The sequence below is a fragment of the Nocardioides sp. FY1077 genome (assembly GCF_058681775.1).
The window spans coordinates 807,975-832,869 of sequence record NZ_JBZWDB010000002.1 but is presented as its reverse complement, the minus strand read 5'-3'; the positions used below and the strand labels follow the sequence as shown (position 1 = coordinate 832,869).

The 24,895-nt window shown below is 75.4% G+C and carries 22 protein-coding genes; 7 read left to right on the top strand and 15 right to left on the bottom strand.

Annotated features, from left to right (window positions below; genetic code table 11):
- Positions 1–8: 8 nt before the first annotated feature.
- On the bottom strand, positions 9–1,067 hold the full coding sequence (gene tsaD / locus AC4OR8_RS08880; RefSeq protein ID WP_492165171.1) for a tRNA (adenosine(37)-N6)-threonylcarbamoyltransferase complex transferase subunit TsaD: 1,059 nt from the start codon (positions 1,065–1,067) through the stop codon (positions 9–11).
- A gap of 74 nt (positions 1,068–1,141) precedes the next feature.
- Here tsaD and AC4OR8_RS08875 point away from each other — a divergent pair, with 74 nt between their 5' ends.
- On the top strand, positions 1,142–1,939 hold the full coding sequence (locus tag AC4OR8_RS08875; protein WP_492165170.1) for a GNAT family N-acetyltransferase: 798 nt from the start codon (positions 1,142–1,144) through the stop codon (positions 1,937–1,939).
- Here the strand turns inward: AC4OR8_RS08875 and rimI are convergent.
- Genes rimI through AC4OR8_RS08845 form a run of 6 tightly spaced genes read right to left on the bottom strand, consistent with a single transcriptional unit; the run spans position 1,864 to position 7,652 of the window.
- The gene (rimI, locus tag AC4OR8_RS08870) at positions 1,864–2,331 is read right to left on the bottom strand and encodes a ribosomal protein S18-alanine N-acetyltransferase (protein WP_492165169.1); all 468 of its coding nucleotides are present in this window, start codon (positions 2,329–2,331) and stop codon (positions 1,864–1,866) included. The genes AC4OR8_RS08875 and rimI overlap by 76 nt on opposite strands.
- The gene (gene tsaB, locus AC4OR8_RS08865) at positions 2,328–2,975 is read right to left on the bottom strand and encodes a tRNA (adenosine(37)-N6)-threonylcarbamoyltransferase complex dimerization subunit type 1 TsaB (protein ID WP_492165168.1); all 648 of its coding nucleotides are present in this window, start codon (positions 2,973–2,975) and stop codon (positions 2,328–2,330) included. The genes rimI and tsaB overlap by 4 nt, the downstream gene beginning before the upstream one ends.
- Positions 2,976–2,985: 10 nt before the next feature.
- Positions 2,986–3,924: a tRNA (adenosine(37)-N6)-threonylcarbamoyltransferase complex ATPase subunit type 1 TsaE gene (gene tsaE / locus AC4OR8_RS08860; protein WP_492165167.1), complete on the bottom strand. Its 939-nt coding sequence runs from the start codon at positions 3,922–3,924 to the stop codon at positions 2,986–2,988.
- Positions 3,921–5,018 carry an alpha/beta fold hydrolase gene (locus AC4OR8_RS08855; protein ID WP_492165166.1) on the bottom strand — a complete coding sequence of 366 codons (1,098 nt, stop codon included), beginning with the start codon at positions 5,016–5,018 and terminating at the stop codon, positions 3,921–3,923. Before AC4OR8_RS08855 ends, tsaE begins: the two co-directional genes overlap by 4 nt.
- Positions 5,015–6,226: an alanine racemase gene (gene alr, locus AC4OR8_RS08850; RefSeq protein WP_492165165.1), complete on the bottom strand. Its 1,212-nt coding sequence runs from the start codon at positions 6,224–6,226 to the stop codon at positions 5,015–5,017. The genes AC4OR8_RS08855 and alr overlap by 4 nt, the downstream gene beginning before the upstream one ends.
- Positions 6,227–6,260: 34 nt before the next feature.
- Positions 6,261–7,652, bottom strand: coding sequence for an NAD(P)H-hydrate epimerase (locus AC4OR8_RS08845; protein WP_492165164.1), 1,392 nt, complete (start codon positions 7,650–7,652; stop codon positions 6,261–6,263).
- Positions 7,653–8,326: 674 nt separating this feature from the next.
- Between AC4OR8_RS08845 and AC4OR8_RS08840 the strand changes: the two genes are divergently transcribed.
- Positions 8,327–9,274: a hypothetical protein gene (locus tag AC4OR8_RS08840; protein ID WP_492165163.1), complete on the top strand. Its 948-nt coding sequence runs from the start codon at positions 8,327–8,329 to the stop codon at positions 9,272–9,274.
- A gap of 115 nt (positions 9,275–9,389) precedes the next feature.
- Here AC4OR8_RS08840 and AC4OR8_RS08835 read toward each other — a convergent pair whose 3' ends face one another.
- Both AC4OR8_RS08835 and glmS read right to left on the bottom strand, forming a co-directional pair.
- Positions 9,390–9,743, bottom strand: a complete 354-nt coding sequence (locus tag AC4OR8_RS08835) for a holo-ACP synthase (protein ID WP_492165162.1) — start codon at positions 9,741–9,743, stop codon at positions 9,390–9,392.
- Positions 9,744–9,750: 7 nt separating this feature from the next.
- Complete coding sequence (glmS, locus tag AC4OR8_RS08830; protein ID WP_492165161.1) at positions 9,751–11,595, bottom strand: glutamine--fructose-6-phosphate transaminase (isomerizing); 1,845 nt, start codon at positions 11,593–11,595, stop codon at positions 9,751–9,753.
- A gap of 68 nt (positions 11,596–11,663) precedes the next feature.
- On the opposite strand from glmS, the gene coaA reads away from it, so the two are divergent.
- Entirely contained in the window at positions 11,664–12,743 is a 1,080-nt protein-coding gene (coaA, locus tag AC4OR8_RS08825; protein ID WP_492165160.1) for a type I pantothenate kinase, read from the top strand.
- Positions 12,744–12,800: 57 nt separating this feature from the next.
- Here the strand turns inward: coaA and glmM are convergent, their stop codons facing one another.
- The 3 genes from glmM to rplM are packed head-to-tail and all read right to left on the bottom strand — an operon-like array spanning position 12,801 to position 15,168.
- Positions 12,801–14,165, bottom strand: coding sequence for a phosphoglucosamine mutase (glmM, locus tag AC4OR8_RS08820; RefSeq protein ID WP_492165159.1), 1,365 nt, complete (start codon positions 14,163–14,165; stop codon positions 12,801–12,803).
- Between the two features lie 11 nt (positions 14,166–14,176).
- Complete coding sequence (rpsI, locus tag AC4OR8_RS08815) at positions 14,177–14,683, bottom strand: 30S ribosomal protein S9 (protein WP_492165322.1); 507 nt, start codon at positions 14,681–14,683, stop codon at positions 14,177–14,179.
- Positions 14,684–14,724: 41 nt separating this feature from the next.
- Positions 14,725–15,168 carry a 50S ribosomal protein L13 gene (gene rplM / locus AC4OR8_RS08810; RefSeq protein WP_492165158.1) on the bottom strand — a complete coding sequence of 148 codons (444 nt, stop codon included), beginning with the start codon at positions 15,166–15,168 and terminating at the stop codon, positions 14,725–14,727.
- A gap of 312 nt (positions 15,169–15,480) precedes the next feature.
- On the opposite strand from rplM, the gene AC4OR8_RS08805 reads away from it, so the two are divergent.
- From AC4OR8_RS08805 to AC4OR8_RS08795, 3 genes are read left to right on the top strand one after another with little or no spacing between them, the layout of a single operon-like run.
- Positions 15,481–16,770, top strand: coding sequence for a citrate synthase (locus AC4OR8_RS08805; protein WP_492165157.1), 1,290 nt, complete (start codon positions 15,481–15,483; stop codon positions 16,768–16,770).
- A gap of 4 nt (positions 16,771–16,774) precedes the next feature.
- Complete coding sequence (locus AC4OR8_RS08800) at positions 16,775–17,419, top strand: HAD family hydrolase (RefSeq protein WP_492165321.1); 645 nt, start codon at positions 16,775–16,777, stop codon at positions 17,417–17,419.
- A gap of 23 nt (positions 17,420–17,442) precedes the next feature.
- A complete protein-coding gene (locus AC4OR8_RS08795) occupies positions 17,443–17,877 on the top strand; it encodes a 4'-phosphopantetheinyl transferase family protein (protein WP_492165156.1) in 435 nt (144 codons plus the stop codon).
- Between the two features lie 628 nt (positions 17,878–18,505).
- Here AC4OR8_RS08795 and AC4OR8_RS08790 read toward each other — a convergent pair.
- From AC4OR8_RS08790 to AC4OR8_RS08780, 3 genes are read right to left on the bottom strand one after another with little or no spacing between them, the layout of a single operon-like run.
- Positions 18,506–19,828, bottom strand: a complete 1,323-nt coding sequence (locus AC4OR8_RS08790; protein ID WP_492165155.1) for a M1 family metallopeptidase — start codon at positions 19,826–19,828, stop codon at positions 18,506–18,508.
- Positions 19,825–23,775 carry a Pls/PosA family non-ribosomal peptide synthetase gene (locus AC4OR8_RS08785; RefSeq protein WP_492165154.1) on the bottom strand — a complete coding sequence of 1,317 codons (3,951 nt, stop codon included), beginning with the start codon at positions 23,773–23,775 and terminating at the stop codon, positions 19,825–19,827. The genes AC4OR8_RS08790 and AC4OR8_RS08785 overlap by 4 nt, the downstream gene beginning before the upstream one ends.
- 59 nt (positions 23,776–23,834) lie before the next feature.
- Positions 23,835–24,323: a hypothetical protein gene (locus AC4OR8_RS08780; protein WP_492165153.1), complete on the bottom strand. Its 489-nt coding sequence runs from the start codon at positions 24,321–24,323 to the stop codon at positions 23,835–23,837.
- Between the two features lie 152 nt (positions 24,324–24,475).
- On the opposite strand from AC4OR8_RS08780, the gene AC4OR8_RS08775 reads away from it, so the two are divergent.
- On the top strand, positions 24,476–24,895 hold the full coding sequence (locus tag AC4OR8_RS08775) for a YbaB/EbfC family nucleoid-associated protein (RefSeq protein ID WP_492165152.1): 420 nt from the start codon (positions 24,476–24,478) through the stop codon (positions 24,893–24,895).

Here is a 24,895-nt window from a genome sequence, read left to right as displayed (position 1 = left end):
GAGCGGGGTCAGCCGGCCAGGACGTCGGTCACCGGCAGCGACGAGTCGGCCGGCAGGTCGAGCGACGACGGCGTGCGCCCGCGGGCCACCATCTCGGCACCGAGGGCGGCCACCATGGCGCCGTTGTCGGTGCACAGCCCCGGGCGCGGCACCCGCACCCGGATGCCGAGCGGAGCGGCGCGCTCCTCGGCGAGCGCGCGCAGCCGCGAGTTGGCCGCCACGCCGCCGCCGACGAGGAGGTCGTCGATGCCCTCGCTGACCGCGGCGTCGAGCGCCTTGCGCACCAGCACGTCGCACACCGCCTCCTGGAAGGCCGCGGCGACGTCGGCCACCGGCACGGGCTCGCCGCTGCGCTCACGGGCCTCCACCCAGCGCGCCACGGCGGTCTTGAGCCCCGAGAAGGAGAAGTCGAAGCGGTGGCGCTCGAGGTCCTTGCGCGAGGTCAGCCCGCGGGGGAAGTCGATGGCCACCCGGTCGCCCTCGCGGGCCATCCGGTCGATGTGGGGGCCGCCGGGGAACGGCAGGCCCAGCAGCCGGGCCACCTTGTCGAAGGCCTCGCCCGCGGCGTCGTCGATGGTGGCGCCCAGGGGGTCGATGCCGCGGCCGTGGCCGGTGACGTCCTCGACGCGCAGCAGGCTGGAGTGCCCACCGCTGACCAGCATCGCGATGCACGGCTCCGGCAGCGGGCCGTGCTCGAGCTGGTCGACCGCGACGTGGGAGGCGAGGTGGTTGACGCCGTACAGCGGCTTGCCGAGGCCCAGCGCCAGCGCCTTCGCCGCGGCCACGCCCACCAGCAGCGCGCCGGCCAGGCCGGGGCCGTTCGTCACCGCGATCGCGTCGACGTCGTGCAGCGCGATGCCGGCGGTGTCGCAGGCCCGCTCGACGGTGGGCACCATGGCCTCGAGGTGGGCGCGGCTGGCGACCTCGGGCACCACCCCGCCGAAGCGGGCGTGCTCGTCGACGCTGCTGGCCACGGCGTCGGCGAGCAGCGTGCGGCCGCGCACGATGCCGACGCCGGTCTCGTCGCACGAGGTCTCGATGCCCAGCACCAGGGGTTCGTCGCGCACCCCGCCATTGTGCCCCGCCCCCGGCCGTGGCCCCGGCGGTGGGCCCGTCGGTGGGCCCACGGCAGGATGGCGGGGTGCACGAGGTGGACGTCGACGAGCTGTACGCCGCCTGCGCCGCCCCGCTGCTGCACCGCCAGGTGGCGCCCACGTCGGTGCGGCGAGCCTGGCTGCACGTCGGCCCCGAGGGCACCGCCGCGGCGTGGTGGGGCGCCGGCGGGCGACCCGCGCGCGGCGCCGTCACCACCGTCACCGCCGTCACCGATGTCGTCACCGCCGTCGGGCCGGTCGACCTGCTGGCCCCGCTGCTCGCCGCCGCCGCGGACGGCGCGCCGGTGCCCGACCGGCTCTCGGTGGAGTCCCACGCCGCCGACGCCGTGCCGCCCGCGTGGCGCCACGCGCGGTCCTGGACCTGGCACTGGATGCTCACCGGCGGGGAGGTGGCACCGCCCCCGACGCCCGAGGTCGTCGACCTGGGGCTCGACCACGACGCCGAGGTCGACGCCGTGCTCGACGAGGCCAACCCCGACTCCTTCGCCCGCCCCGGCACCCCCGGCGTGCTGACCTGGCACGGCGTGCGGCGCGGGGGCCGGCTGGTGGCGGTGGGGGCGCTGACCGGCCAGCCCGACGGCACCGCCCACCTGCGCGGCGTGGCCGTGCTGCCCCAGGAGCGCGGCCGGGGCCTGGGCGCCGCGGTCTCGGCGTCGCTGACCCGCGCCGGGCTGGCGCGCGGGCCGGTGGTGACGCTGGGCGTGTACGCCGACAACGCCGCGGCGCTCGCGGTCTACCGGCGCCTCGGCTACGCCCCGGTGCACACCTTCGTGTCGGGCCCGACGACGCGCTCGAGCACCACCGCGGTCGCGCCGTCGCGGTAGTAGCGACGGCGCCGGGCCAGCTCGGCGAAGCCGCGGGCGGCGTAGAAGGCCCGGGCGCCGTGGTTGTCCTCGCGCACCTCCAGCAGCACCCGCTCCACCCCGGCCCCGCGGGCGAGGTCGACCACCGCGTCGAGCAGGGCGCTGGCCAGGCCGCCGCGACGGTGGGCCGCGGCCACGGCGATGCGCTGCAGCTCGGCGACGTCGGGCACGACGCTGACCACCGCGTGGCCGACGACCTCGCCGCCCACCTCCGCGACCAGGCACTCCAGGGTCGGCAGCCGTCCGCCCACCGCCTCGGCGACCAGGCCCGGCGACCACGCGTCGTCGCCCAGGCCGGCCACCTCGAGCGCGGCGACGGCCGCTGCGTCGTGCGGGGTGGCGACGCGGATCACGAGACGCGCTTGGGCGCGGCGCCCGCGACGGCGTCGGGCCGGCGCAGGTAGAGCGGCTCGGGGTCCATCAGCTCGACCCGCTCCTCCGCGATCGCGCGGGCCAGCCAGCCGGCGCCGGGGCGCTGCGGGCCGGTGGCGCCCGGGAACGCGTCGGGGTAGAGCCGGGCGCCCTCCCCCACGACGGGCAGGTCGCTGGCGAGGTCGGCGGGGCGGCCCACCTGCGGACCGGTCAGCCGGGTGCCGGCGGCGTCGTAGGAGGCGAGGTAGACCTCCTTGCGCCGCGCGTCGGTGGCCACGAGGAAGCCGGGGCCGTCGGGGGCCACCACACCGGTGTCCACGGCCTCCACGGCCAGCACGTCGAGCGAGCAGGCGGCGTACGCCGGCACCTCGAGCACCATCGCCAGCGTGCGGGCCGTCACCAGCCCGACCCGCAGCCCGGTGAACGGGCCGGGGCCGGCGCCCACCGCGACGGCGGTGAGGTCCTGGCGCACCACGCCGGCCTGGCGCAGCGCCCGCTCGACGAGCGGCGCGAGCTGCTCGCCGTGCTTCATCGCCCGCTCGGAGGTCAGCTGCACCACCACGTCGTCGCCGTCGTGGAGGGCGACGCTGACCTGCGGGGTGGCGGTGTCGAAGGCGAGCAGCACGGCGCCGAGGCTAGCCCAGGCCGCGGAAGGACAGCGCGTGCCAGCGCGGCCCGACCGGCGTGATCTCGACCCGGCGGGGGTCGTGGTCGCCCTCGGGGTCGAGGTCGCGCACGATGTGGACCTCGAGGCGCGACTCCGCCAGGCCCTCGGCCAGCCCCGCGCCCCACTCCACCACGGTGACGGCGTCCTCGAGGGAGGTGTCGAGGTCGAGGTCGTCGAGCTCGTCGAGGCCGCCGAGGCGGTAGGCGTCGACGTGCACCAGCTCGGGTCCGCCCACCTCGGAGGGGTGCACGCGGGCGATGACGAAGGTGGGCGAGGTGACCCCGCCGCGCACGCCGAGTCCGGCGCCGAGGCCCTGGGTGAACGTCGTCTTGCCGGCGCCGAGCTCGCCGGTGAGCACGATCAGGTCGCCGCGGGTGAGCTGGCCGGCCAGCGAGCGGCCGATGCCGCGCATCGCCTCGGCCGAGGGCGCGGCGAGCACCGCGGTGCGCAGCGGGCGGCGCATCTCGACGTGCGGCGAGCGGCGCAGGATCTCCTTGAAGCCCTGGCGCTCCCAGAACCGCACGGTGCGCGGCAGCTCCTCGCGGGCCACCACGGTGAGGTCGTCGGTGCCGACGCCCGAGGCGTCGACGGCCTCGACGGCGGCGTCGATCAGGGCGCCGGCGATGCCGTGGCCCTGGTGGTCGGGGCTGACGGCGAAGCGCCGCAGGTAGGTGGTGCTGCCCACGGGGTCGAGCACCAGCGCCCCCACCGGCTCCCCGTCGAGACAGGCGAGCAGGCCCCCGCCGCCGGCACCGTCGCGGTCGAGGTGGGCGGCGATGGTCTCCACGGTCTCGGCGAGCGCGTCGGCCGGCGGGTCGAGCGGGGGCCGCGCGGAGAACGCCGCCGAGACCACCTCGAGCACCTGCGCCGCGGCCTCCGGGCCCACGGCCCGCACGACCAGGCTCACCGGCGGCCGACCCCCTCGGCGGCCGCGGCGAGCAGCTGGTCGAGCTCGGCGTTGACCAGGTCGTGGCGCTCCATGACGACCAGGTGGCCCGCGCCCTCGCACTCCAGCAGCCGCGAGCCCGCGATGCGGCTGTGCAGCTTGCGGCTGTGGCCCACCGAGGTGAGCTTGTCGGCGGTGCCGCAGATGATCGACGTCGGCACCCGCCCGAGCACCTCGACGCTGTCGAACTTGTCGAGGCCCTTGAAGCTGGGGAAGAACTCCGCGACCACGGCGAACGGCGTGCTGCCCAGCATCTCGTCGACGAAGCGGACGTAGGAGGTGGGCACCTCGTCGCCGAAGGCGAACACGTCGGTGGCGACGGCGGCGAAGGTGCGGCCCGCGCGGCGCACGAGGTCGACGAGGCGGTGGCCCCGGGCGAGCGTGGCGACCGCGGGGCCGGTGACGCGCCTGCCCAGGGGGGCCGGGACGAGCGGCAGCAGGAGGCGGCTGGGGTCGAGCCCGCCCGCGGTGGTGGAGATCAGGCCGATGCCGACGACGCGGTCGCCGACGAGCTCGGGCGCCTGCTCGACGGCCGCGATGATCGACATGCCGCCCATCGAGTGGCCCACCAGCACGACCGGCCCCTCGGGCACGACCTCGGCGAGCACCTGGCGCAGGTCGCGGCCGAGCTGGTCGATGGTGGCGCCCTCGCGCGGCGAGCGACCCGAGCGGCCGTGGGAGCGCTGGTCGTAGTAGACCGCGCGCACCAGGCCGCGGTAGGCCGCACGCTGGAAGTGCCAGCAGTCGAGGGTGAGGGCGTAGCCGTGCACGAAGACGACGGTGAGGGGCTCCCCGCCCGGCACCCGGTCGCCGAAGTCGGCCGCGTCCACGGCGTCCACCTCGGGGTCGTGCTCGTCGACCTCGACGTGCAGCAGCACGCCGTCCTCGGCGACCACGGTGAGCGGGCTCGCGCGCAGCGACCCCAGCGGGACGTCGTCGCCGTGGCCACGGCGCCCCATCACCCGGCGGTGGCGCACGACCTGCACGGCGGTGCCGGCCGCGGCGACGCCCAGCGCGCCGGCTGCGACGCGCAGGGCCCTGCCCACGGTGCTCATCGGGTCTCCTCGGTTCGGGGGTGGTGCTGGTCGTGGTCGCTGTCGTGGTGCTGGCCGTGGTGCGGGTCGTCGTCGGGCTGGTCGGTCCAGCGCCGCGCGAGGCGGCCGCCGACCCGCGAGACGATCTCGTAGCTGATCGTCCCGCACGCCTGCGCCCACTCCTGGGCGCTCGGGGCCGGCGCGGCCCCGAACAGCACGACCGGGTCACCGGCCCGGGCGGGGTCGTCCGGCCCGAGCTCGACGACGAGCTGGTCCATGCACACGGTGCCCCGCACCGGCCGCCGCACGCCGCCGACCGACACCTCGACCCGATCGGAGGCGTGGCGCGGCACGCCGTCGGCGTACCCGACCGGCACCAGGCCGAGGGTGGTGGGGCCCGGCGCGGTCCACCGGTGGCCGTAGGAGACGCCAGCGCCGGCGTCGACCTGCTTGACCAGCGCCAGCGGCGCCTGCACGGTCATCGCGGGGCGCAGCCCGAGGGCGGGCGTGTGGCCGGGAGCGGGGTCCAGGCCGTACGCCGCCAGCCCGCAGCGCACCAGGTCGAAGCGGGCCGAGGGCCGCAGCAGCGCGGCCGCGGAGTTGGCGAGGTGGCGCACCTCCGGCTCGAGGCCGGCCGCCGTCGCGACGTCGAGGGCGGCGCGGAACGCGGACTCCTGCGCGTCGTTGGCCGGGTGGTCGGGCTCGTCGCTGCAGGCGAGGTGGGACCAGACGCCGGTGACCCGCCAGGCGCCGGCGCGCTCGCCCTCGCGCGCGGCGGCCACCAGGTCGGCCCACTGCGCGAGGGTGGCGCCGCCGCGCGACAGCCCGGTGTCGACCTTGAGCTGCAGGCGCGCCGGCCGGTCGGCGCGCTCCACGGCGGCGGCCACCGCCGACAGCTGCGCCAGGTCGTAGGCGGTCACGTCGACGCCCGCGGCGACGGCGGGCGCGTGGTCGTCGCCGGGCACCGTGAGCCAGGCCAGCAGCCGCCCCTGGTCGCCGGCCGCGCGCAGCTCGAGGGCCTCGGCGAGCGTGGCCACCCCGAGCCAGCCGGCTCCCGCGGCGCGGGCCGCCCGGGCGACCGGCACCATGCCGTGGCCGTAGCCGTCGGCCTTCACCACCACCATCACCCCGGCGCCGTCGGCGGCCACCGTCTCGCTCAGCAGGCGCACGTTGGCGCGGATCGCCGCCAGGTCGACGACGATCTCGGGACGGGTGGGCGGCGGGGTCATCGCCGCGATTGTCCCACCCGTCACGGGCGGCGGGTCACCCGGCGAGCAGCGCGCGGACCACGACCGGCACCGCAGGGGCCACCTGGGCGGCCACCAGCGGCCCGCCCGCGGAGGCCGTCGTGGCCGCCGCGCCGTGCAGCCACGACCCGACCGACGCGGCGTCGTACGGCGTGAGGCCGGCGGCGAGCAGCGCCCCGACGAGCCCGCCGAGCACGTCGCCGGCGCCGGCCGTGGCCAGCCACGGGGTGCCGGTGGTGGTGGCGCGCACGCGTCCGTCGGGCGTGGCGACCAGCGTGCGGGCGCCCTTGAGGAGCACCACGGCGTCGAAGGTGGCCGCGGCGTGCCGGGCGTGGCGCAGCGGCTCGGCCTCCACGGCGGTGCGCTCGACGCCGAGCATCGCGGCGAGCTCGCCGGCGTGGGGCGTGAGCACGGCGGGCGGGCCGAGGGGACCCTCGACGTGGCCGAGGGCGTCGGCGTCCACGACGAGCGGCACGCCGTCGGCCAGCGCCGCCCGCAGCTCCTCCCCCGCGCCCGCCCCGCCGCCGGAGCCGACGACCCAGGCCTGCACGCGGCCGGCGCCCACCACCTCGGGGTGCGCCTCGCGCACGCGGTCGGCCACGGCGGAGTCGCCGACGTAGCGCACCATGCCGACCAGGCCGGTGGCCGCGCCGGCCACCGACAGCAGCCCGGCACCGGGGTAGGTCGCGGAGCCGGCCCGCACGCCCACCACGCCGCGGGTGTACTTGTGGGCCTCGCGCTCGGGCCGCGGCAGCAGCGCCGCCACGTCGGCGGGCTGCAGCGCCTCCACCGCGGGGGCCGGCAGGTCGAGGCCCAGGTCGACGAGGTGCACCACCCCGCAGGCCGCGGCCGCCGGGTCGACGAGGTGGGCCACCTTGTGGGTGCCGAAGGTGACGGTGAGGTCGGCGCGCACGTGGGGCCCGGTGACGGTCCCGGTGTCGACGTCGACGCCCGACGGCGTGTCGACCGCCACCAGCGGCACGCCCCGCAGCCGCTCCACCACCGCCGCGGCGTCGTCGCGCAGCCCGCCGCGCCCGCCGATGCCGACGATGCCGTCGACCACCACGTCGTAGCGCCCCGCGGGGTCGTCGGGCAGCGCCTCCACCACGCGCCCGCCGGCCGCCCGCAGCGCCGTCAGCCCCGCGCCGTGCGCCCGCGGCGCGAGCAGCAGCGCCTCCACGCCCGCCCCGCGCCGCGCCAGCGCCGCCCCCGCCCACAGCGCGTCACCGCCGTTGTCGCCCGATCCCACCAGCAGCAGCACCCGCGCGCCGTACGTCGTCCCGAGCAGCCGCGCCACCGCGTGCGCCAGCCCCGTCGCCGCGCGCTGCATCAGCGCCCCCTCCGGCAGTCGCGCCATCAGCGCGGCCTCCGCGGCCCGGACCTGCTCGACGGTGTGGGCCTGCCTCATGCGCCCGACCCTAGTCACCCTGCGTGGGTCGTGTGCCCCACGACGCACCCCGCCGCGCCCCCAGGCACACGACCCGACCACCCCACCGCGGCGGCGTCACCCGAGGCGACCCACCACCCGGGTCGTGTGCCCCACGACGCACCCCACCGCGCCCTCAGGCACACGACCCGATCACCACCGGCCCGCGCCCCGCCAGCCCGAGTCGTGTGCCTGGGTCGTGTGCCTGGCGACGCACCCCGCCGCGTTGCTGGGCACACGACCCCACCACCCCACCGCGGCGGCGTCACCCCGGGCGATCCACCACCCGGGTCGTGTGCCCCACGACGCACCCCACCGCGCCCTCAGGCACACGACCCGACCACCACCGGCCCGCGCCGCGCCAGCCCGAGTCGTGTGCCCGAGTCGTGTGCCCGAGTCGTGTGCCCGAGTCGTGTGCCTGGCTCGCGGTGAGCGGGGTCGTGTGCCTGGCGACGCACCCCGCCGCGTTGCTGGGCACACGACCCCACCACCCCACCGCGGCGGCAATACCCGGGGCGACCCACCACCCGGGTCGTGTGCTCCACGACGCGCCCCACCGCGTCCTGAGGCACACGACCCGACCAGCACCCGGCCGACGTCAGGCCACCTGTGGAGAACCCCCCGAGCACTGGCGGCGGACGGGGAACGGTCCTGGCATGGCACCCGAACCCCTGACCACCGACCTCGCCCGCATCCTCGCGACGCAGCACCAGGTCGTGGCGCGACGACAGCTGCGGGCCCACGGCATCGACTCCGACGCGGTGCGCAACCAGCTCGCGGCGAGGCGGTGGGCCGAGCGCACGCCGCGGGTCCTGACGACGAGCACCGGCGCGCTCACCGTGGAGCAGCGGCGGTGGGTCGCGGTCCTCCACGCGGGGCCACGGGCCCTGGTCGGCGGGCTGTCGGCGGCCGCGGTGCACGGGCTGCAGGGCTGGGAGCGCGACGACGTGACGGTCTGGGTGGACGACGAGCTCGCCTTCGAGCCGGTCGACGGCGTCCGGTTCTTCCGCACCCGCCGGCCGTTCGAGCTGCTGGCCCACCCGCGGACCGGCCTGCCGGTGGCCCGGCTGGAGCCGTCGCTGCTGCTGTGGGCCGGGTACGTCGCCGACTCGCGCCCGGCCCACGCCGTGCTCGCCGCGGCCGTGCAGCAGCGGCTCACCACGCCGACCCGCCTCGTCGAGTGGATCCACCTGCTGCGCCCGCTGCGCCGCGCCAAGGCGTTCGCGCGCACGCTGAGCGACGTCGACGGCGGGTCGCACTCCGGCGCCGAGCTCGACCTGGCCCGCGTCTGCCGGCGCCACCGGCTCCCCCTGCCCGACCGGCAGCGGGCCCGCGACGACAGCCTCGGTCGCCGTCGCTGGACCGACGCGGAGTGGGACCTGCCCGACGGGAGCACGGTGGTGCTGGAGGTCGACGGCGGGTTCCACGTCGAGGTCCGGCAGTGGACCGAGGACAAGAAGCGCGCACGTCGGCTCGCCGCGCCCGGGCGCGTCGTCGTGGGGTGCACGGCGTACGAGCTGCGGCACGAGGCCGCGGCGCTGGTGGCCGACCTGCGGTCCCTCGGGGTGGGCGGGCCGGGTCGTGTGCCCGAGAGCGCGGCATGACGCGTCCCCGGGCACACGACCCACGCACCCGACCCAGGCACACGACCCAGGCACACGAACCAGGCACACGACCCGGGCACACGACCCAGCCGCACGACCAGGCCGGAAGCGGGGCCTACGACTCCAGCACCACCACGGCCGAGGCGACACCGGCGTCGTGGGAGAGCGAGAGGTGGGTGGAGACCACGCCGAGCTCGGCGGCGCGGGCCAGCACGGAGCCGCGCATCTCCATCACCGGGCGGCCGGTGGACTCCGAGACGACCTCGGCGTCGTGCCAGGACATGCCGACGGGCGCGCCCAGCGCCTTGGCCAGCGCCTCCTTCGCGGCGAACCGCGCGGCCAGGGAGGCCAGCGGGCGCACCGCCTCCGACGGGGTGAACAGCCGCTCACGCAGCCCGGGCGTGCGGGCCAGGGAGGCACCGAACCGCTCGATGTCGCAGACGTCGATGCCGACGCCGATCACGGGCACGGCGTGCTCACTCGACGGTGACCGACTTCGCCAGGTTGCGCGGCTGGTCGACGTCGTGGCCCATGGCCGAGGCCAGCTCGCAGGCGAACAGCTGCAGCGGCACGACCGCCACCAGCGGCTGCAGCAGCACCGGCACCCGCGGCAGCGGGATGAGGACGTCGGCGTAGGGCACGATCGACTCGTCGCCCTCCTCGGCCAGGCAGATGGTCACCGCGCCGCGGGCCCGCACCTCCTGGATGCCCGACAGCATCTTGTCGTGCAGCTGGTCGCGGCCCCGGGGCGGGACGACGCACAGCACCGGCAGGCCCTCCTCGACCAGTGCGATCGGGCCGTGCTTGAGCTCGCCAGCGGCGAAGCCCTCGGCGTGCAGGTACGCCAGCTCCTTGAGCTTCAGCGCGCCCTCGAGCGCCACGGGGTAGCCGGCGTGGCGGCCCAGGAACAGCACCGAGCGGGTGCCGACGTGGGAGCGGGCGAGCTCGTAGACGGTCTCGGCTCGCCCGAGCACGGCCTCGATCTGCGCCGGCACGGCCTCGAGCTGCTCCACCACCTGGGCGATCTCGTCGCCGTACCGGGTGCCCTTGACCTGGGCGAGGTAGAGCGCGAGCAGGTAGCAGGCCACGAGCTGGGTGAGGAACCCCTTGGTCGAGGCGACGCCGATCTCGGGGCCGGCGTGGGTGTAGATGACCGCGTCGGACTCGCGCGGGATCGTGGAGCCGTTGGTGTTGCAGATCGCGAGCACCTTCGAGCGCTGCTCGCGCGCGTGCCGGATGGCCTGGAGCGTGTCGGCGGTCTCGCCGGACTGGCTGATCGCCACCACCAGCGTGGAGTAGTCGAGGATCGGGTCGCGGTAGCGGAACTCCGAGCTGAGCTCGACCTCGACCGGCACCCGGCACCAGTGCTCGATGGCGTACTTGGCGACCATGCCGGCGTAGAACGACGTGCCGGCGGCGATGATGATGATCTTGTCGATGTCGCGCAGCTCCTGGTCCGACAGGCGCATCTCGTCGAGCTGCAGGGCGCCCTCGCGGTTGCGCCGGCCGAGCAGCGAGTCGGCCACGGCGCGCGGCTGCTCGAAGATCTCCTTGCGCATGAACCAGTCGTGGCCGTCCTTCTCCGCCGCCGACAGGTCCCAGTCGACGTGGAACTGGCGCCCCTCGGCGGGCCGGCCGTCGAAGCCGGTGATCCTGACCCCGTCGCGGGTCAGCGTGACGACCTGGTCCTGGCCGAGCTCGAGGGCCTCGCGGGTGTGCTCGATGAACGCCGCGACGTCGGAGCCGAGGAAGTTCTCGCCCTCCCCCAGGCCGACCACGAGCGGGCTGTTGCGCCGCGCGGCGACCACGCGGTGGGGGTCCTCGGCGTCCACGGCGACCAGGGTGAACGCGCCGTCGAGCATGCCGCAGACCCGCTGCATGGCGGTGGTGAGGTCCTCGCCCGACTGCACCTGCAGCTCGAGCAGGTGGGCGACGGTCTCGGTGTCGGTCTCGGAGACCAGCACGTGGTCGTCGGCCTCGAGGCGGGCGCGCAGGTCGGCGAAGTTCTCGATGATGCCGTTGTGCACCAGCGCCACGCGGCGCCCGGCGCCGACGTGCGGGTGGGCGTTCACGTCGTTGGGCGCGCCGTGGGTGGCCCAGCGGGTGTGCCCGATGCCGAGGGTGGCCTCGGGCAGCGGGTCCTCGGCGACCAGCTTCTCGAGGTTGGCCAGCTTGCCGGCCTTCTTCCGCGTCGCGAGCGTGCCGCCGTCGACCAGCGCGATGCCCGCGGAGTCGTAGCCGCGGTACTCGAGGCGACGCAGGCCCTCGACCACGACCTGCTGAGCGGGCCTGTCCCCGACGTACCCGACGATGCCGCACATGGGGCGAGAGTCTATCGACCGCCGGACCCGACGGCGTGCAGGGCGCGGCGACTGGAAGGATGCAGACCATGTCGCACCACGGGCCGAGCCAGGGCCCCCACCTCGGGCCACGGGCGACCCAGCAGGCGCAGCGGGCCCTCCAGGCCCTCCAGGGCCCGGCCGGCGCCACCCCTCCCGGCGGCGGCGGTCACCCGCACGACGAGTCGGCGCGGGAGAGCTCGCCGTACATCGAGCTCGAGCGCGCGGCGTGGGCGGCGCTGGCCCAGGAGACCGAGAGCCCGCTGAGCGCCGAGGAGATCCGGCGGCTGCGCGGCCTCGGCGACAACCTCGACCTCGACGAGGTCCGCGAGGTCTACCTGCCCCTGTCGCGCCTGCTGAGCCTGTACGTCGGCGCCGCGGGCCGGCTCCACCGCGAGCAGGAGGGCTTCCTGCACCGGCGCACCCCGCCGCGCACCCCGTTCGTCATCGGGGTCGCCGGCTCCGTCGCGGTCGGCAAGTCGACCACCGCGCGGGTGCTGCAGCAGGTGCTGGCCCACTGGCCCGAGCACCCCAACGTCGCGCTGGTGACCACCGACGGGTTCCTCTACCCCAACGCCGAGCTGGAGCGCCGCGGCCTGCTGCAGCGCAAGGGCTTCCCGGAGTCCTATGACCGGCGCGCGCTGCTGCGCTTCGTGGTCGACATCAAGTCGGGCCGCGAGGAGGTGGAGGCCCCGATCTACTCCCACCTCGTCTACGACGTGGTGCCCGACGAGAAGGTGGTGGTCAGCCGCCCCGACATCGTCATCGTCGAGGGCCTCAACGTGCTCCAGCCGGCGCGGGTCCGTGAGGACGGGCGCACCAGCCTGGCCGTCAGCGACTTCTTCGACTTCAGCGTCTACGTCGACGCCGGGCGCGACAAGATCCGCGACTGGTACGTCTCGCGCTTCCTGCGCCTGCGCGAGACGGCGTTCCGCGACCCCGGCTCGTACTTCGCCCGCTACGCCGCGCTCACCCACGAGGAGGCCGTGGCGGAGGCCCAGCGCATCTGGGACACGATCAACGGCCCCAACCTGGTGCAGAACGTGCTGCCCACCCGCTCGCGCGCCACGCTGGTGATGCGCAAGGACCAGGACCACTCCGTGCGCTACGTGCGGCTGCGCAAGCTCTGAGCCCGCCGGGCACCTGCGAGGCCGGCCCGGGAGCCGGGCGGGCCCGGGCGGGCGGGCTCAGGCCAGCGCGAGCCGGTCGCGCACGACGCCGGCGAGCCGCTCGGCGACCGCGGCGGCGAGCACCTGCGTCGGGGCCTCCACCATCACCCGCACCAGCGCCTCGGTGCCCGACGGGCGCAGCAGCACCCGACCGGTCTCGCCGAGCGCGGCCTCCTCGGCCGCGACGGCGGCCTGCAGGTGGGGGTCGGTGTCGCAGCGGTCCTTGTCGACGCCCGGCACGTTGACCAGCAGCTGCGGCAGCCGCGTCATGACCGCGGCGAGGTCGCGCAGGCTGCGCCCGGTGCTCACCATGCGCGCGCAGACGTGCAGCGCGGTGAGCAGGCCGTCGCCGGTGGTGGCGTGGTCGCTCATGATCACGTGGCCCGACTGCTCGCCGCCCAGGTTGAACCCGCCGGCGCGCATCTCCTCGAGCACGTAGCGGTCGCCGACCTTGGTCTGGCGCACCGTGACGCCCTCGCGGCGCATCGCCTGCACCAGCCCGAGGTTGCTCATCACGGTGGCGACCAGGGTGTCGTCGGCGAGCCGGCCACGCTCGCGCAGGGCCAGGGCCAGCACGGCCAGCAGCTGGTCGCCGTCGACCACCGCACCGGTGGCGTCGACGGCCAGGCAGCGGTCGGCGTCGCCGTCGACGGCGAAGCCGGCGTGGGCGCCCTCGTCGACGACGGCGCGCTGCAGCCGCTCGAGGTGGGTGGAGCCGTAGCCGTCGTTGATGTTGAGCCCGTCGGGCTCGGCGCCGATCGTGACGACGTCGGCACCGGCGGCGGCCAGCGCACGGGGCCCGACCTCGCTGGCCGCGCCGTGGGCGCAGTCGAGGACGACGCGCAGGCCGGCCAGCGGGGTGCCGGTGCTGCGCACGAGGTGGGCGGCGTACTCCTCGACGGTGGGGGCGTAGGGGCGCACCCGGCCGACGTCGGCGCCGGTGGGGCGCACCCACTCCTGACCGAGGTGGGCCTCGATCTCGCGCTCCAGCTGGTCGTCGAGCTTCACCCCGCCGCGGGCGAGGAACTTGATGCCGTTGTCGGGCATCGCGTTGTGCGAGGCGCTGATGACCACGCCGAGGTCGGCGCCGAGGGTGTCGGTGAGGTGGGCGACACCCGGGGTCGGCAGCACGCGCAGGCGCAGCACGTCGACGCCGGCCGAGGCCAGCCCGGCCACGACGGCGTGCTCGAGGAACTGCCCGGAGATACGGGTGTCCCGGCCCACGACGGCCAGTGGCCGCCGGCCGCGGAACTCGCCGTGGTCGGCGAGCACGCGGGCGGCGGCCACTCCCAGGGCCATGGCCAGCTCGGCGGTGAGCACACCGCCGTTGGCCAGGCCCCGGACGCCGTCGGTGCCGAAGAGGGGCCCGGTGGGAGCCACCACGTCGGCGGGGATCAGCGCTTGCTGAACTGGGGCGCCTTGCGCGCCTTCTTCAGACCGGCCTTCTTGCGCTCGATGACGCGCGCGTCGCGCGTCAGGAAGCCGGCCTTCTTCAGCGTGGCGCGGTTGGCCTCCTCGTCGATCGCGTTGAGGGCGCGGGCCACGCCGAGGCGCAGGGCGCCGGCCTGGCCGGTGATGCCGCCGCCGTGGATGCGGGCGACGACGTCGAAGCGGCCCTCGAGCTGCAGGGTGGCGAACGGCTCGTTCACGACCTGCTGGTGCAGCTTGTTCGGGAAGTAGGAGTCCAGGGTGCGACCGTTCACGGTCCACACGCCCGAGCCGGGCACGAGGCGGACGCGGGCGACGGCCTCCTTGCGACGGCCGGTCGCGTTGGCGGGGGCGATGGTCGCCGGGCGCTCGGGGGCGTCGGCGGACGGGGAGCTCTCGGAGCTGTAGGCAACGCCCCGCTCGTCGGTCTCGAAGGTCTCCTCGACCTCGGTGGTGGTCTCAGCCACGGTGATCCTCACTCAGCTTTCTGCATGGACGTTGAAGGAGCCAAGGCTCACTGGGAGATCTGCGAGATCTCGAACGGGGTGGCCTTCTGGGCCTCGTGCGGGTGGTTCGGGCCGCTGTAGACCTTGAGCTTCTTCAGCACCTGACGGCCGAGCTTGTTCTTGGGGAGCATGCCCCACACGGCGTTCTCGATCGCCTTGCGCGCGTCCTTCTCGAGGAGCTCGCCGATCGGGGTGGCCGAGAGGCCGCCCGGGAAGCCGGAGTGGCGGTAGGCCATCTTGGTGGTCTTCTTGGTGCCCGACAGGGCCACCTTCTCCGCGTTGATGATGATGACGAAGTCACCGGCGTCGACGTGCGGGGCGAAGATCGCCTTGTGCTTGCCACGCAGGAGGTTGGCGGACTGGACGGCGAGCTTGCCCAGGACCACGTCGGTCGCGTCGATGACGTGCCACTCACGGGTCACGTCACCGGGCTTGGGGCTGTAGGTGCGCACGGCTGTTCTGCTCTTTCGTTCGTCGTTCCCGGGCGGATGGACCCGCCGGGTGGGTGGAACCGCGACTTCTGACGAACACGGCCCGGCTCGCCGGCCCCGCGTGACGGGGCGGACGGCGTCCGGGACTGCACCTCGTCCCACAGCTGGGACGGGGCGCGGCAGGAGTCGCGACGTTCGAGAATAGGGGGGCGCGACCGGCGGGGTCAAAACGCTGCCCCGTCGCACGCGCGGGAGGCCTCCCGACCCGGCGCCCGACCCGAGAGGTGGACACCGGCTTCACGCGGGCTCCGCGCGACGGATACGTTGAGAGACGTGACTGATTCTCTGACCGTCCGTGACAACCGCACCGGACAGGAGTACGACGTCCCGATCCTCGACGGCACCATCAAGGCCGCCGACCTCGGGAAGATCAAGGCCGCCGAGGACGCACCAGGCCTCGCCGTCTACGACCCGGGCTTCGTCAACACGGCCTCGTGCCGCAGCTCGGTCACCTACATCGACGGCGACAAGGGCATCCTCGAGTACCGGGGCTACCCGATCGAGCAGCTGGCCGAGAAGTCGTCGTTCCTCGAGGTGGCCTACCTGCTGATCCACGGCGCGCTGCCGACCAAGGTGGAGTACGAGGCGTGGGTGCACGAGATCACCTACCACACCTTCGTCCACGAGAACGTGAAGTCGTTCATGCAGGGGTTCCGCTACGACGCGCACCCCATGGGCATGCTGATGGCCTCCACCGGGGCGCTGTCCACGTTCTACCCCGACGCCCGCAACATCAGCGACGCCGACAACCGCCACATCCAGATCGTGCGGATGATCGCGAAGATGCCGACCCTGGGTGCCTGGGCCTTCCGCCACGCGCAGGGCAAGCCGTACGTCTACCCCGACAACGACCTCAGCTACACCGCCAACTTCCTCTCCATGCTGTTCAAGATGAGCGAGGCCAAGTACGAGGCCGACGAGCGCCTGGTCAAGGCCCTCGACGTGCTGTTCATCCTGCACGCCGACCACGAGCAGAACTGCTCCACGAACGCCGTGCGCTCGGTCGGCTCCTCGCAGGTCGACCCCTACTCGGCGGTCTCCGCCGGCGTCGGCGCGCTCTTCGGCCCGCTGCACGGCGGTGCCAACGAGGCCGTGCTGCGGATGCTGCGGCGCATCGGGTCGAAGTCGAACATCCCCGCCTTCATCGAGGGCGTGAAGGCCGGCAACGAGAAGCTCATGGGCTTCGGCCACCGGGTCTACAAGAACCACGACCCGCGCGCCACGATCATCAAGAAGGCCTGCGACGACGTCTTCGAGGTCACCGGGGTCAACCCGCTCCTCGAGATCGCCCAGGAGCTGGAGAAGATCGCGCTCGAGGACGAGTACTTCATCAAGCGCAAGCTCTACCCCAACGTCGACTTCTACTCCGGGCTCATCTACGAGGCCTTCCAGTTCCCGCCGGAGATGTTCACCGTGCTGTTCGCGATCGGCCGCACCCCCGGCTGGCTGGCCCAGTGGGTCGAGCTGGTGCAGGACAAGGAGCAGAAGATCGCCCGCCCGAAGCAGATCTACACCGGCGACCGCCGCCTGGACTTCACCCCGGCCGCCGAGCGCTGGGCCTGATCCCCTGAACGACCGCACCACCACCACGACCCCCGCCGGGACCCCGGCGGGGGTCGTCTGGGACCTGGGCAACGTGCTGGTCGACTGGGACCCCGCCGTCGCGATCGCCGCCGGCGTGGGGCCTGCGGAGGCTCAGCGGTTCCTGGCCGCCACCGACTTCGACTTCCGCGCCTGGAACCACAGCGCGGACGCCGGCGCCGCGTGGGACGACGTGGAGACCGAGGTCGCCCGCACCCACCCCCACTGGCGTCCGCACGCCCACGCCTACCGCCGCAACTTCGCCGCGTCGCTGGTCGGCGAGGTGCCGGGCAGCGTCGACCTGCTGCGCGAGCTGCACGCCGCCGGCGTACCGATGTGGGGGCTGACGAACTGGTCGGCCGAGCTCTACCCGCACGCCCCGGCGCGCTTCGACTTCCTGGCGCTGCTGCGCGACGTCGTGGTCTCCGGGGTGGAGGGCGTCGCCAAGCCCGACCCGCGGGTCTACCGCGTCGTGGAGGCCCGCAGCGGCCACCGGCTCGCCGACCTGGCGTTCGTCGACGACCGGCCCGAGAACGTCGCGGCGGCCGACGCGCTGGGCATGCGCGGCGTGGTGTTCACCGACGCGGTGGCGCTGCGCCGCGACCTGCGGGCCCTGGGGCTGCCGGTCTGAGCCCGGCGCTCCCGGTCGTGGAGGTGACGGCGCTGTGGCGTCCCGGCACCGACCGGACCGGTCTGCGCGCGGCCGTCGAGGCGGTGGTCGGCCCCACCACGCGGCTGTGCCCGCGCTGCGGCGGCGCCGACCACGGCCGGCCCCGCTCCCCCGCCGGCCCGCTGTCGCTGGCGTACGCCGACAGCGTGGCGATCGTTGCGCGCACCGCCCACCGCGGGCTGCGCCTCGGGGTGGACGTCGAGCCCGACGGCCCGCCGCCGGTCGGCCTGCCCGACCGCGCCGCCTGGACCCGCGCCGAGGCGGTGCTGAAGGCCACCGGCGAGGGGCTGCGCCGCGACCCCGCCACCGTCGGCCCCGACGACGCCTGGACGACGCCGCTCCCCCTCCCCCCGGGCTGGGTCGGCACCCTCGCCGTCCTCCCCGCCGCCCCCGTGACCCTGCGCTGGTCCCTCGCCTGACCCGCCCCGGCCGGCGTCCCGGGTCGCCGGGACCGGTCCGAGGACAGGTGCCAGTGCAGGCTGCGGAGGTCTCGACACGAGCGCCAGCGCGCCCTGCTCGACCAACGAAGGGACCTCGCGGTCCGCCCCTGCCCGACCGACGCACGGACCCGCCCTCGCCGGTCGAGTGCCGAGGAGCGCCAGCGACGAGGTGTATCGAGACCACCACCCGACTAACGGGTACCAGCGCAGGCCTGCGGAGGTCTCGACACGAGCGCCAACGCGCGCTACTCGACCAACGAAGGGACCGCGCCCTGCGCGCCCTGCTCGACCGACGCACGGACCCGCCCTCGGTGGTCGAGTGCCGAGGAGCGCCAGCGACGAGGTGTATCGAGACCACCACCCGGCTAACGGGTACCAGCGCAGGCTGCGGAGGTCTCGACACGAGCGCCAACGCGCCCTGCTCGACCAACGAAGACAGACCCGCCCTCGCTGGTCGAGTGCCGAGGAGCGCCAGCGACGAGGTGTATCGAGACCACCACCCGACTAACGGGTACCAGCGCAGGCTGCGGAGGTCTCGATACGAGCGCTAGCGCGCCCTACTCGACCAACGAAGGGACCTCGCGGTCCGCGCCGCGGCCGGCGGGGGTCAGGCGCCGGGGAGGGCGGGGAGGGGGGTGTCGTGGAGCCAGGGGTGGAGCAGGGCGGCGACGTCGATGCCGGTCTGCTCACCGGCGTGGGCGAGGAAGTCCTCGGTGGTGACGGAGGCGCCGGAGCGCTCGGCGACCCAGCTGCGCAGCAGCGCGAAGAAGACGTCGTCGCCGACGACCAGGCGCAGGCTGTGCAGGGCCATCGCACCGCGCTTGTAGACCCGGTCGTCGAACATCAGCTCCGGGCCGGGGTCGGCGAGCAGCAGGTCCTGGTCGAGGCCGCCGAGGCGCTCGTGGTGGCGACGGGCGTGGTCGTCGGCGCTGTCGCCGCCCGACTCCTCCGACCACAGCCACTCGCTGTAGCAGGCGAAGCCCTCGTGCAGCCAGATGTCCTTCCACCGGCGCAGCGTCACGGCGTTGCCGAACCACTGGTGGGCCAGCTCGTGCGCAATCAGCCGGGTGGCGTCCCAGTCGCCGCGCACCAGGTTGCGCCCGAACGTGGACAGCGACTGGCTCTCCAGCGGGATCTCCAGGTCGTCGTCGGTGACCACGACGGTGTAGCCGGCGAACGGGTAGGGCCCGAAGAGCCGCTCGAAGACGTCGACCATCTCGTGCTGGCGGCCGAACGCCGCCGTGTGCTCGGCCTCGTCGAGGTCGGCAGGGGCCACGAGGCGCAGCGGCAGGCCCGAGGCGGGGCGCCCGGCGAGCGGGAGGTCGGTGTAGCGGCCCACCTGCACCGTGGCGAGGTACGTCGCCATGGGCTCCTCCTGCTCGAAGAGGAACGACTCGGTGCTGCCGCCACGACGGTGCTCGCTCAGCACGCCGTTGGACACCACGTGGTAGCCGGCCCCGACCCGCACCGTGATGCGGTAGGACGCCTTGTCGTCGGGCCGGTCGTTGCAGGGGAACCACGTCGGCGAGCCGTGCGGCTGCGCGGCCACGATGACGCCGTCGGTGAGCTCCTCCCAGCCGGCGTCGCCGAGGTGCCGGTCGACCACCGGCCGCGGCTGCCCGCCGTAGCGCACCACGACGGTGAGCGCCGTGCCGGGCGCCGCCTCGTCGGCGAGGGTCAGCACCAGCCGGTTCGACCGGTGGGTGTGCTTGGCGAGCCGGGCCCCGGTCACCCGCACCTTGTCGACCTTGAGGTGGGCGAGGTCGAGCACCAGGCGTCGCGTCGGCTCCACCACGGTGACCGCGAGCGTGGCCACGCCGTCGAGCCGGTTGCCGTCGACGGCGTAGTCGAGGTCGAGGTCGTAGTGGCCCACCGCGTACGACGGGTCGCCGTGGCCCGGGAGGTAGTCGTCGGCCGTGGGGGTCGTCACCGGACCGCCCCGTCGGGCTGCACCGCGGAGGGCGCTGCGGGCTGCGCACCGGACGGGCTCACCCGGTCGTCGGCGGCCCACGGACCGATCGGGTTGCCGATCCAGACGGTCTTGTCGGGCACCGTCTCACCCCTCATCACCAGCGACACCGGACCGACCGTAGCGTGCCGGCCGATGCTCGCCGCGGGCAGGATCACCGAGTTGGGCCCGAGGGTGCCGCCGCGTCGCACGCGCACCCTGTCGCAGGCCAGCAGGCGGTCGTGGAAGAGGTGGGTCTGCAGCACGCTCCCCTGGTTGACCGTCGCCCCGTCGCCGAGCTCGACGAGGTCGGCCTCCGGCAGCCAGTAGGTCTCGCACCACACGCCGCGACCCACCGTGGAGCCCATCGCGCGGAACCACGTGGTGAGCAGCGGGGTGCCGGTGGCCAGCCGCGCGAACCACGGCGCGGCCACCACCTCCACGAACGTGTCGGCCAGCTCGTTGCGCCACACGAACGAGCTCCACAGCGGGTGGGTGCCGGCGCGGTGGCGTCCCACCAGCACCCACTTGGCCACCGCGGCCAGGGCCGCGGCGAGCAGGCCGGCCACCCACAGCAGCACCGCGATCGCCGGCAGCGCCAGCAGCAGGTGGGTGTCGGCGGCGACCTGCAGGGCCAGCAGCCCGACGGCGGCGTGCAGGGTCACCGAGCAGGCCAGCGGCACGACCCGCGCGGCCTCCCACAGCGACCGGGCGACCTTGAGCCGGGTGGGCGGTGCGTAGGTGCGCTCGTCGTCGCCCTCGGCACCGGTGCGCCGCAGCGGCGCCGGCGGGCTGCCCAGCCACGACTCGCCCTTGCGTGCGGTCTTGCGGTTGGGCGCGGCCGAGAGCACCGCCACCAGCGCCCGCTTCGGGACCTTGCGCCCGGGCGCGGCCATCCCGGAGTTGCCGACGAAGGCCCGCTTGCCGATCGACACGCGCTCGATGCGCAGCCAGCCGCCGCCGAGCTCGTAGCCGCCGATGAGGGTGTCGTCGGCGAGGAACGCCAGGTCGCCGACCCGGGTCATCGCCGGCACCATCAGCACCGTCGAGGCCTCCACGTCGGCGCCCACCCGGGCCCCCAGCAGCCGCAGCCAGACCGGCGTGAGCATCGAGGAGTACAGCGGGAACAGCCAGGTGCGGGCGTCGTCGAGCACCCGCACGGTGGCCCACACCTGCAGGGCCGGGCGGCTGCGCACGGGGTGGACGCCGGGCACGACGCCGACCGCGGCGAGCCGCACCACGCCGAGCACCAGCGCGGCCAGCGCCACCAGCCCGACGAGCGTGGCCGGCAGCACCCACGGCAGCAGCGCGACGAGCAGGTCGGCGGGGCCGTCGACGTCGTCGAGGTCGGCCAGCAGCAGCGCCGACCACGCCCCGGCGGCGATGGCGACGGCCGGCAGCAGGGCGAGCAGCACGGCGGTGACGGCGTACGCCCCCCACCAGGCGGCCGGGCTCGCCGGGCGCGGCAGCCAGGGCCCGCGCGCGGCGCCGGAGAGGCGGCTGGCGGGAGCGCCCGACCAGAACTCGCCCTCGGGCACGCTGCCGAAGACCGCCGACCCGGGGGCCACCTCGGCGTCGTCGCCGACCGCGGCCCCGGGGCACAGCATGGAGCGGGTGCCGACGCGGGCGCGCTGGCCCACCGCCACCCGGCCGACGTGGAGGACGTCGCCGTCGACCCAGTAGCCGGTGAGGTCGACCTCGGGCTCCACCGAGCAGCCCTTGCCGAGGGTGAGGAAGCCGGTGACCGGCGGCAGGGAGTGCAGGTCGACGTGGCGTCCGACCTCGCAGCCGAGCAGGCGGGCGTACCAGGTGACCAGGGCCGCACCCGACAGCGACGTGGCGCCGACCTGGTCGACGAAGCGCTCCGCGGCCCACAGCCGCAGGTGCACGCGCCCGCCGCGCGGGTGGTCGCCGGGCTCCACGCCGCGCAGCCACAGCCGGGCGCCGCCGGCGGCCAGCAGCGCTCGTCCCGGCGGGGAGAGCACGACCAGGGCGGCCACGACCAGCAGCCACCACGGAGCCGTGGGCAGCGCGTCGACCGCCGGCCCGACCCCGAGGCCGGCGCCGAGGTCGTGGACGGCGGTGCTGGCCCCGAGCAGCCACACCAGCCACCGCGGCGCCGCCACGGCACGCAGCAGCGCCAGCGCCACCACCTGGCCGGCCTGTGTCTTCACCGGGGTCGGCGGCACGTCGCGGTCGGTGGCGTTGTCGACCCCGGCGCCCATCGCGTCGAGGTGGGCGGCCAGCGCCCCGACCGTCGGGTGGTCGTAGACGTCGCCGACCGCGACGTCGGGGTGGTCGCGGCGCAGCAGCGTGACCAGCTGGGCGGCGGTGAGGCTGCCGCCGCCGACGTCGAAGAAGTCCTCGTCGAGGCGGGTCACCGAGGCGCCCAGCACCTCGTTCCACAGCTCGGCGAGGTGCGCGGCGGTGCCGGTGAGGCCGGCGTCGACCGGGCTGGCGGTGGCCAGCGGCCACGGAAGGGCGTCGCGGTCGACCTTGCCGGACGTGCGCGTCGGGATGTCGTCGACGACGGCCAGGCGCGGCACGAGCGCCGCCGGCAGCCCCCGGCGCAGCGCGGCCACCGCCGCCGCGGCGTCGTAGCGCGCGTCGACGGTGACGTAGCCGACGAGCAGCTGGTTGCCGGTGCGGGTGCGGCGCACCGCGGCGGCCGCGCCCACCACGCCGGGCAGCGCGAGCAGGGCGGAGTCGACCTCGCCGAGCTCGATGCGGCGCCCGCCGAGCTTGACCTGGTCGTCGGCGCGACCGCCGAACAGCAGCCCGGCGGGGTCGTGCACCACCAGGTCGCCGGAGCGGTAGGCCCGCTCCCAGCCGAGGGTCGGCATCGGGGCGTACTTCTCGGCGTCCTTCTCGGGGTCGAGGTAGCGGGCCAGGCCCACGCCGCCGATGATCAGCTCGCCGGTCTCCCCCACCGGCACCGGCCGGCCCTCGCCGTCGACGACCGCGAGGTCCCAGCCGTCGAGGGGCAGCCCGATCCGCACCGGGCCGTCGGCGGTGAGCAGCGCGCCGCACGCCACCACGGTCGCCTCGGTGGGGCCGTAGGTGTTCCAGACCTCGCGGCCCGGGCGCACCAGCCGGGTGGCCAGCTCGGGCGGCACCGCCTCGCCGCCCATGATCAGCATCCGCACCCGCTCGAGCGCGGTGTCGGGCCACAGGCTCACCAGGGTCGGCACCGTGGAGACGATGGTGATGCGGTTGGCCTCCAGCCACGGCCCGACGTCGACGCCGCTGCGCACCAGCGCTCGCGGCGCCGGCACCAGCGTGGCGCCGTGGGCCCAGGCCAGCCACATCTCCTCGCAGCTGGCGTCGAAGGCCACGCTCAACCCGGCCATCACCCGGTCGTGGGGCCCCAGCGGCGCGTCCTGCAGGAACATCCGCGCCTCGGCGTCGACGAACGCCGCAGCGTTGCGGTGGGTCACCGCGACGCCCTTCGGCCTGCCGGTGGAGCCGGAGGTGAAGATCACCCACGCGTCGTCGCCGTACGCCGGGTCCGCGCGCTCCCGCGGGGCCGCGGCGGGGCGCCGCGACTCGATCGCGAGGTCGGCGCCGACCACCGCGGCCACGTCGGCCTCGCCGAAGACCAGCCGGGCCCGCTCGTCGGGGTCGTCGGCGTCGACGGGCACGTAGGCCGCGCCGGCCAGCAGCGTGGCCAGGATCGCGAGGTAGAGGTCGGTGGTGCCGCTGGGCAGCCGCACCCCGACCTTGTCGCCGGGCCCCACGCCGAGCGCGGCGAGCTCGTCGGCCACCCCGCCGGCGGCCTCGGCCAGCTCGAGGTAGGTGAGCTGCTCGGCGCCGCTGTCGACCGCGGTGACGTCGGGCCAGGCCGCCACCGTGGCGCGGAAGACGTCGACCAGCGTGCGGGGGGCGGGAGCGGCGGCGCTGGCCAGGAGCGGGCTGGGCGTCTCGGTCACCGGCGGAGGTTGGCGCAACGACGTGAACGGTGGGTGTCGGGCGTGGGGAGCACCCCGGCTCACCGGCCCCGGCCCAGGGCGCCGTCGCGGACCAGGTGGTCACGGGTGAAGTCGTCGGCGGGGAGGTCGGGGTTGCGCTCCAGGGTGGCGCGCAGCTGACGGGCCAGCTCGGGGGCGTCGCCGAGGATCGGGGTGGTGACCGACAGCGCCGCCTCGTCGGGACGGGTGACCCGGAACCGGACCTGCTCCAGGTTGCCCACGTTGACCCACCGCACGTCCACCCGGGCCGGCGCGTCGAGGGAGCGCACCTGCGTGCGGCCGAACATCGACACCTCGAGGGTGTTGGCGACCGGGTCGACGACGACGCCCACCGTGGCGAAGAGCCACACCCCGCCCACGAGCACCAGGTCGACCGCACCCAGCGCGAGCAGGACGCCGAGCGGGGCGCCCGAGGCCACGTTGACCGCGGTGCCCACCAGGGCGGCCACCGCCAGGGCGAGCACGACGAGCCGCCACAGCGGCGAGGTCCGGATGGTGCGGTTCTCCACGGCGCGCTCCTCGGATCGGCGGGCCCGGGTCCGGGCCCGCCGCAGAACCTAACGCAGGCCCGCGTCGGCGGTCGGCGGCGCGGCCGGCGGACCGCGTTTCGCCGCAGCGCCGGGGGGTAGGACGACGGCGACGCCCACGGAGAGGAGCTCTCGTGACCACCCAGCAGGAAGCGCGCGACCACGTGCGCCGCATGGTCGAGCAGGCCCAGGAGCGCGCCGAGGCCGCGCAGCGCATGGTCACGGAAATGGAGGCCCTCAGGGTCGTCGGACGCTCGCGGGACGGAGCCGTGGTCACCCTCGGCCACACCGGCGCGCTGGTCTCCGTGCAGCTCGGCGACACGCTGCGCCACGCCGACCTGCGTCGCCTCGAGTCGTCGATCGCCGAGGCCAACGCCGACGCGCAGTTCCGGCTGCAGGGCGAGGTCACCCGGCTCTCGGCGCTGCACTACGGCGCCGACAGCGCGACGGCGGCCGACTTCGGCCAGAAGTACGACCAGCTGTTCCCGGCCGCCGCGCCGGCGCAGGACGACCAGGGCCCGTCCTCGGCCTACGGCCAGGGACGGGGGCGCTGA